The sequence below is a fragment of the Enterococcus columbae DSM 7374 = ATCC 51263 genome, from assembly GCF_000406925.1.
GTDB classification, from domain to species: domain Bacteria; phylum Bacillota; class Bacilli; order Lactobacillales; family Enterococcaceae; genus Enterococcus_E; species Enterococcus_E columbae.
This window is the reverse complement of the sequence record NZ_KE136350.1, coordinates 68,483-75,597: the sequence shown is the minus strand read 5'-3', so window position 1 is coordinate 75,597 and position 7,115 is coordinate 68,483. Positions and strand designations below refer to the sequence as shown.

General features: G+C 38.3%; 4 protein-coding genes and 1 pseudogene. 3 read left to right on the top strand and 2 right to left on the bottom strand.

Going from position 1 to position 7,115, the window contains the following annotated elements; genetic code table 11:
- Together RK02_RS09500 and RK02_RS09495 are read left to right on the top strand one after the other, a co-directional pair.
- Window positions 1-360: pseudogene (locus RK02_RS09500) on the top strand (LPXTG cell wall anchor domain-containing protein); the annotation flags it as partial.
- Window positions 361-603: 243 nt separating this feature from the next.
- Entirely contained in the window at window positions 604-2,355 is a 1,752-nt protein-coding gene (locus RK02_RS09495; protein ID WP_016184024.1) for a 1-deoxy-D-xylulose-5-phosphate synthase, read from the top strand.
- A gap of 147 nt (window positions 2,356-2,502) precedes the next feature.
- Here RK02_RS09495 and RK02_RS09490 read toward each other — a convergent pair whose 3' ends face one another.
- Window positions 2,503-3,810 (bottom strand): ATP-binding protein, encoded by a 1,308-nt coding sequence (locus RK02_RS09490; RefSeq protein WP_016184023.1) that lies wholly within the window; start codon window positions 3,808-3,810, stop codon window positions 2,503-2,505.
- A 1-nt stretch (window position 3,811) separates the two neighbouring features.
- Entirely contained in the window at window positions 3,812-4,522 is a 711-nt protein-coding gene (locus tag RK02_RS09485) for a LytR/AlgR family response regulator transcription factor (protein WP_016184022.1), read from the bottom strand.
- Window positions 4,523-4,705: 183 nt separating this feature from the next.
- Here RK02_RS09485 and RK02_RS09480 point away from each other — a divergent pair, with 183 nt between their 5' ends.
- Window positions 4,706-7,108 carry a beta-glucosidase gene (locus tag RK02_RS09480; RefSeq protein WP_016184021.1) on the top strand — a complete coding sequence of 801 codons (2,403 nt, stop codon included), beginning with the start codon at window positions 4,706-4,708 and terminating at the stop codon, window positions 7,106-7,108.
- Window positions 7,109-7,115 lie beyond the last annotated feature (7 nt).

Here is a 7,115-nt window from a genome sequence, read left to right as displayed (position 1 = left end):
CAAGATACAACAACCAGTCACGCTTCTAAAGTAGAGAATAATCGTTTGGTAGTGGTGGATGAAGCAGAACCAACCCCACCAACGCCAGAAGAACCAGAGCAACCAGTTACGACGTTAGTGCCAGAAAAACCGGAGAAACCAAGTCGTTTACCTAAAACAGGTCAACCTGAGCAACCAAAAAACAAACAATCAAAAAATGAGCAACCGAAAAACGAATCTTCAGTGGAGAAAGCAAGTAACCGACAAGAACTACCAAAAACAGGAAGTCATTACGAACTTTATAGTGTATTTTTGGGAATAGTATTAGAAGGAACTGCTGTGTATTTGCTATTAAGAAAACTTCAAAGAAAAGGTAATTAATTATAAAAATCCGTAGTAATCTTATATAGATGCTATGGATTTTTATATTTTGTTTTAACCATAAATGTGTGATTTGAGCTGTAGTATTCTTCTGGAGCTATCAATCTTATAGCTCAATGATTAGTAAATTGCGATACTGAGCATCTCTTCCGTTAACTACTTTGCTTTAAAAAAATAAGCAAATTCTCTTGACTTAAAGTCCACTTTAAGTTGTATGATAGGAAGCACTGAAGGAGGGCGCTTATGATTTTAGAAACAATTCAACAACCACAAGATTTAAAAAAATTAAGCCAAGAAGAATTACATATGCTTGTTGATGAAGCAAGAACAGCTTTGTTGGCAAAAATTAGCCAACATGGTGGACATAATGGGCCAAATTTAGGTATGGTCGAAATGACAGTGGCTTTGCACCGCGTTTTTAACTCGCCAGTTGATAAATTAGTCTTTGACATTTCTCATCAAACATATATTCACAAAATGTTGACTGGTCGTGCGCAAGCCTTTTTAGATCCTGCGCATTATGATGATGTATCTGGTTATACGAATCCTAAAGAAAGCGAGCATGATTTATTTACAGTTGGTCATACTTCTACTTCTTTAGCTTTAGCGAATGGCATTGCGATTGCCCGTGATGTGAAGGCTGAAAATTACAATGTAGTAGCAGTAATTGGTGACGGCTCTTTATCTGGCGGTTTGGCCTTTGAAGGGTTAAATAATATTGCTGAACAAAATAGCAATATTATTGTGATTGTCAATGATAATGATCAATCAATTGCTGACAACTTTGGAGGACTTTATCGCAACTTAAAGACGCTGCGTGAATCTAATGGTCAAGCAGAAGATAATTTCTTCAAGTCCCTTGGCTTTGAATATCATTACTTAGACGAGGGAAATGATGTCGATAAGTTGATTGCCTTGTTTGAATCAGTAAAAGATAGCGATCACCCAGTATTATTACACATTCATACTGTAAAAGGGAAAGGCTTTAAATTTGCTGAGGAAAACCGGGAAAAATTCCATGCGGGTGGTCCATTTAGTTTAGAAACCGGCGAATATGTTCGTAATGGTAACGTGCAAGCAACCTATAATAGTATTACTACTGATTTCTTATGGAATAAAATGCAGCAAGATCAGACTGTCGTTGCCGTTAATGCGGGAACACCGATGATGGTTTTTAACCCTGAGCAAAGAAAAGCGCTGGGCAAACAATTCATTGATGTGGGCATTGCTGAACAGCAGGCAGCTACGATGACAGCTGGTTTGGCTAAAAACGGAGCTAAGCCTGTTTGGTTTGTTAACGCAACGTTTATGCAACGTAGCTATGACCAAATTTCTCATGATCTAGCGTTAAATGATTTACCAGGGACTATTTTGGTTTACAATGCCTCGGTGAATGGAATGAAGGATGAAACGCACCTGGGTATTTTCGATATTCCTTTTTTAAGTCATATTCCTAATTTGGTTTATCTAGCACCAACCAATCAAGAAGAGTATTTGGCGATGCTAGATTGGTCATTGGAACAAACCAATCATCCGGTGGCCATTCGTGTGCCAGTGGGTCCATTGCACAGTGTTGGTCAAGCAGATCAGACTGATTATAATCAATTATACAAAAATGAAGTCGTCCAACAAGGAAAACAAGTAGCAGTAATGGGAATAGGGAATTTCTTTGGCCTAGCTAAAGAGGTAGTCGCAGCTTTAGCTAAAGAAAATATCCAAGCAACCTTAATTAATCCAAAATTCATTTCAGGTGTTGATGAAAAATTACTGACCACATTGACGCAAGATCACCAAGTATTGGTCACTTTAGAAGATGGTATTACTGATGGGGGTTATGGTCAAACCGTAGCAAGCTACTTAGGAAATACAGCTGTTAAGGTTCAAAATTATGGCCTTGATAAAGCTTTCCATGATCGTTATAAAGTGGATGAACTACTAGCTGAAAATGGTCTTACAGTTGAAAATATTGTGAAAAATATTTTAGCTAGTTTATAATTTGAAAAACATAAAGGCAGCGAGCATCTAAGCGGTGCTTGCTGCCTTTTTTGAGATGAAGTAAATAGGTTAAATTTCGAGCAAAAAAGTTTTTAGCTGCTCTGCTTGCTTGACGAAACGGCTGCTTGCTGAACATCATTTTATGGTTTATTTTGGGATAGGAAATAATAAATTTAGTTTAAACCAATGATCTTCATACGTTACAGTCATGGTTCCTTGATATTTATTGGCGATATAAGAAAGACTTTTTAAACCATATCCGTGCAGCTGGGTGTCTTTTTTAGTCGTAACAGGGAGGCCATTTTCAAAAGTGGGTGCTTCTTGGCAATAATTCTCGATAGAATATAAGACAAAGCTGGCTTTTTGGCTAATTCTAAGATTAATGAGTCGCTGTTCAATTTGCTGATTTTTTTCCACTGATTCAATCGCATTATCTAAACTATTCCCCAATAAGCTACATAAATCCATCGTTTCCATAAAATTCAGCAAAGCTCCTTCAACCATTGTGGTTAATTGAATTTTTTGCTGGAGACAATTGAGATTTTTGCGAGTCAACATCACATCGATAATTGGATTGCCGGTCTTGATGGTAGATTGATAGGCTTGTAAATCCTTTTTTAGGCTATGGACATAGGCTTGTCGCTTTTGTTGACTAGGCTCTAATTCGATAATTTCTAGCTGATGCTTTAAATCATGAAATCGTTGATGGATAATCTGATTACTTTCACGATAGGCTTCATATTGTTCGTATTGCGATTGAAATACGTGTTGGATGGCGGCCAATTCTTGTTGTAAAAATTGTTCGTAATGCTGGTTTTCCTGAATATAAATCAGCATGAGTCCACACAGATTAATCAAAGTCCGAAAAATAAAGATACTTTGAATGTCCCCAAGTGGAAACTGGGTCTTTGATAGCATAAAACCAATATTACTAACCGCGAAGATAATCAATGCAGTCAAGGTCGATAATACAACTTCACGATAGGTTAGATGAGCATGCTTTAAATATTGCTGATGCTTATTTAAAAACCACCTGCAGGCTAGGGTTAGTAATAAATAACTGATTATCATAAAACTAGCGGTTAACCAATGAGCCGTTAAATGATTTTGGTAAAGTAAATAGCAATAGATTTGCCAAGAAAAGGAAGCGATAAACTCAGCAAAGATAAATGCTTTTCCTAAATTGTATAGGTAGACCTGCAGGGTATCATCTGAGCATACGATAAACGTTAGAAACATCCAAGCGACATTTAAAATCATTCCCGGAATCCAAAATAAAACCGACCATTGACCAACAAATACTTGTAAGCCTGCCTGTCCTAGTCCCATCAAAACAAAAATCCCTAACTTTTTATGGGCTATTCGGGTGGTTTGGGTTTGCCAAATCATCAAGCCGCAAGCTAACCATTCAGCTAAGGCGGTGTAAATTCTAGGGATATCTGGAAAGCTCAACATATTATTTACCATCCTTTGCCATAAAGAGCGTCAGCTGTTGGAGAAATTCTTTTTTGCGGGGGCGACTAATCTGTAACGCTTCACCAGCCACAATTGCTTGTTGCCCTTCGATAGCTTCTACATGATTGAGATTGACTAAATAACAGTTATTACATCTGAAAAAATCATAGGCGGCCAGCTCTTTTTCCACGTTTTTCAATGAATTTAATAAGGTAATCGTCGGTTGATTCCGTAAGTGAAAATGTAAGTAATGGCCTTGACTTTCCACATAATAAATATCATCGACCAAGATTTTTTGGATATTCCCAGCGTTTTTGATTGAGTAGGTCGCTTTATCCATGGGTTGTATCCGCTGTAATAATTTTTTAAAGTGTTCCTTGAAGCTAAAATAACTGAGCGGTTTTAATAAAAAATCGCTGGCTTGTACAGAATAGCCTTCAATCGCCCATTGAACATAATTGGTCAAAAAAACAATCGTTACTTTAGGGTCGAGGGCCCGAATTTTTTTGGCTGCGGTCATTCCATCCATTATTTCCATTTCAACATCGAAATAGATAATATCAAAACCGATGTAGCGATCAACAATTTCAATGCCATCTTTAAAATAACTGATATCAAATTTAATGTCCGCTTCTTTACCGTATTGTAGTAAGCATTGAGCTAATTTTTCGCGATCGGGGGTAAAATCATCAACAATTGCAATTTTCAACATTAACGCTCCTTTCAACTAGTTATGATTATTTGTATTATAGATATAGACAACTAAATTTTTCAAGTCAGATTTTTAATATTGACAGAATATGAATGAATTTATTCAGAATATGAAGGAATGGTTTGCGAACGCTTTCTTTGATGCTATGGTAAAATCAAGAAAAGAAAAAGGAGAACGGTTATGATGCAATATGAAGCAATTATTCGTCAACTTTCTTTAGAGCAGAAAGCGGCGTTACTATCTGGAAAAAATACCTGGGAAACCTATGACATTGCTGGTTTGGTTCCGTCTATGTTTTTAGCTGACGGTCCTCATGGGTTACGTAAACAATTAGGTGCGTCTGATCACTTAGGCTTAAATGAAAGTGTGCCAGCCACGTGTTTTCCTACCGCTGCTACTTTAGCTAATAGTTGGGATGAATCACTTATTCAACAAGTAGGCCATGCGCTAGGGCAAGAAGCTTTAGCTTTAGATGTACAGGTGGTTTTGGGACCAGGGTTAAATACTAAACGCAATCCGCGTTGTGGGCGCAACTTTGAATACTACAGTGAGGATCCTTATCTTTCGGGAAAATTAGCGGCAGCGATGATTCGGGGAATTCAGTCCAGTACCACCATTGCTTGTCCAAAGCATTTTGCGGTCAATAGTCAAGAATATCGGCGAATGGCTTCTGATTCAATTGTGGATGAGCGTACCTTACATGAAATCTATCTAACTAATTTTGAAATCGCGGTCAAAGAAGGAAAACCTAAGGCACTGATGTCTTCATATAATTTGATTAATGGCACTTACGCTAATGAAAATGCTGAGTTATTACAAAAAACGTTACGTGATGATTGGCAATTTGATGGCTTTGTGGTTTCAGATTGGGGGGGCGATAATGACCATGTGTCTGGGGTAGCTAGTGGTAGTCATTTAGCGATGCCTTCGTTAGGAAGAGAAGGGATTGACGAGTTAGTTACTGCTGTCAAACAAGGACGACTAGCCGAATCCGTACTTGATCAACGGGTAGATGAGTTATTAAGGGTTATTTTTGCTTCTAGTGCTGTAAAAGAAGGGGCAACTAAAGAAACGATTGATTGGCAAGCCCATCATCAAATTGCGCGTCAGGCAGCCCAAGAAAGTATTGTGTTATTGAAAAATGATAAGCAGGTTTTACCACTAGCTGCTAAAACAAAGGTAGCGATCATTGGTGATTTTGCGAAGCAGCCACGCTATCAAGGAGCAGGCTCATCAGCAGTTAATGCCAAGCAATTAGAAACAACAACCGAAATACTGCAACAATTTGATTTAGAAGTCATCGGTTTTGCACAGGGCTACCAACGTAATGGACAGCAAGATGAGCAGTTAATCCAACAAGCTTGTCAATTAGCAAGCCAAGCAGAGGTGGCAATTGTTTATGCGGGACTACCTGAAATTTTTGAAAGTGAAGGTTTGGATCGTAATAATTTAAAAATGCCTGCAAATCAATGTCAATTAATTGAACGCCTTAGTCAGACTACGGCAAAGGTGGTTGTTGTATTATCAGCAGGTTCAAGTATTGAAATTCCGTGGTTTGATCAAGTAGAAGGCATCTTACACGGTTATCTAGCTGGGCAAGCGGGTGCTAGTGCGATGTTATCAGTAATTACCGGCCAAGTAAATCCAAGTGGCAAACTAAATGAAACCTATCCATTATCTGCTGAGCAGGTTCCCTTTAATGCGCAATTTCCAAGCAAAAAGCGTTATAGCTACTATATGGAAGGGCCATTTGTCGGTTATCGGTACTATGATACCGTAAAATCCTCGGTTCGTTTTCCATTTGGCTTTGGCTTAAGCTACACCCAATTTGCTTATGAAAACCTAACTGTAGCAGACGATGGAATTCGTTTTACTTTGCGTAATATTGGTGATACAGCTGGTGCTGAAATTGTGCAGTTATATATTGGTAAAAAGGATAGTTCGCTTTTACGTCCGGCTAAGGAGCTGAAAGGATTTAAAAAGGTCTATTTACAGCCAGGACAAGCGCAAACAGTTTTTATACCATTTGATGAATATAGCTTTAGAGTTTTTGATGCGACTAGTCATTCCTGGCAAGTCGAAGCCGGCGATTATCAAGTATATCTGGGTGCCTCAGTTGACGATATCCGTTTAAGCCAGACCATTCAGCGTGCAGGCAGCCGCTTGACTACGGATTTACCAGCTGAGTCGATTTATCACACCTTAGCCTTTAAACAAGCGCACTTAGCTGATTTTGAACAACTCTATGGTCAAAAAGTTCCAACCGGTGAGACCAAAGCGCGCGTTGTTTTACAAGCTACGGATATTATTGCTGATTTACAATATGCGAAAAGTCCGCTTGCTCGCTTAGTCTTTCGAATTTTACAAAAAAAATTACAACAAGCGGAGCAAAAGGGTAAGCCTGATTTAAATCTGTTGTTTATTTATAATATGCCTTTTCGAGCGATTTATAAGATGACGAACGGTCAATGTAATCAGGCGATGGTGGAACAAATTTTGCGTATGGTGAATGGTCAATTTTTTGTTGGTCTAACCGGTTTAATTAAGGCGTGGAATCAAAATCGCCAATTACAGAAAAAAGCCTAAGGGGAGG

What these genes read in the sequence shown, in the direction of transcription:
- RK02_RS09495 (WP_016184024.1), top strand. Translation starts at nt 604, where the DNA reads ATGATTTTAGAAACAATTCAACAACCACAAGATTTAAAAAAATTAAGC.
- RK02_RS09490 (WP_016184023.1), bottom strand. Translation starts at nt 3,810, where the DNA reads ATGTTGAGCTTTCCAGATATCCCTAGAATTTACACCGCCTTAGCTGAA.
- RK02_RS09485 (WP_016184022.1), bottom strand. Translation starts at nt 4,522, where the DNA reads ATGTTGAAAATTGCAATTGTTGATGATTTTACCCCCGATCGCGAAAAA.
- RK02_RS09480 (WP_016184021.1), top strand. Translation starts at nt 4,706, where the DNA reads ATGCAATATGAAGCAATTATTCGTCAACTTTCTTTAGAGCAGAAAGCG.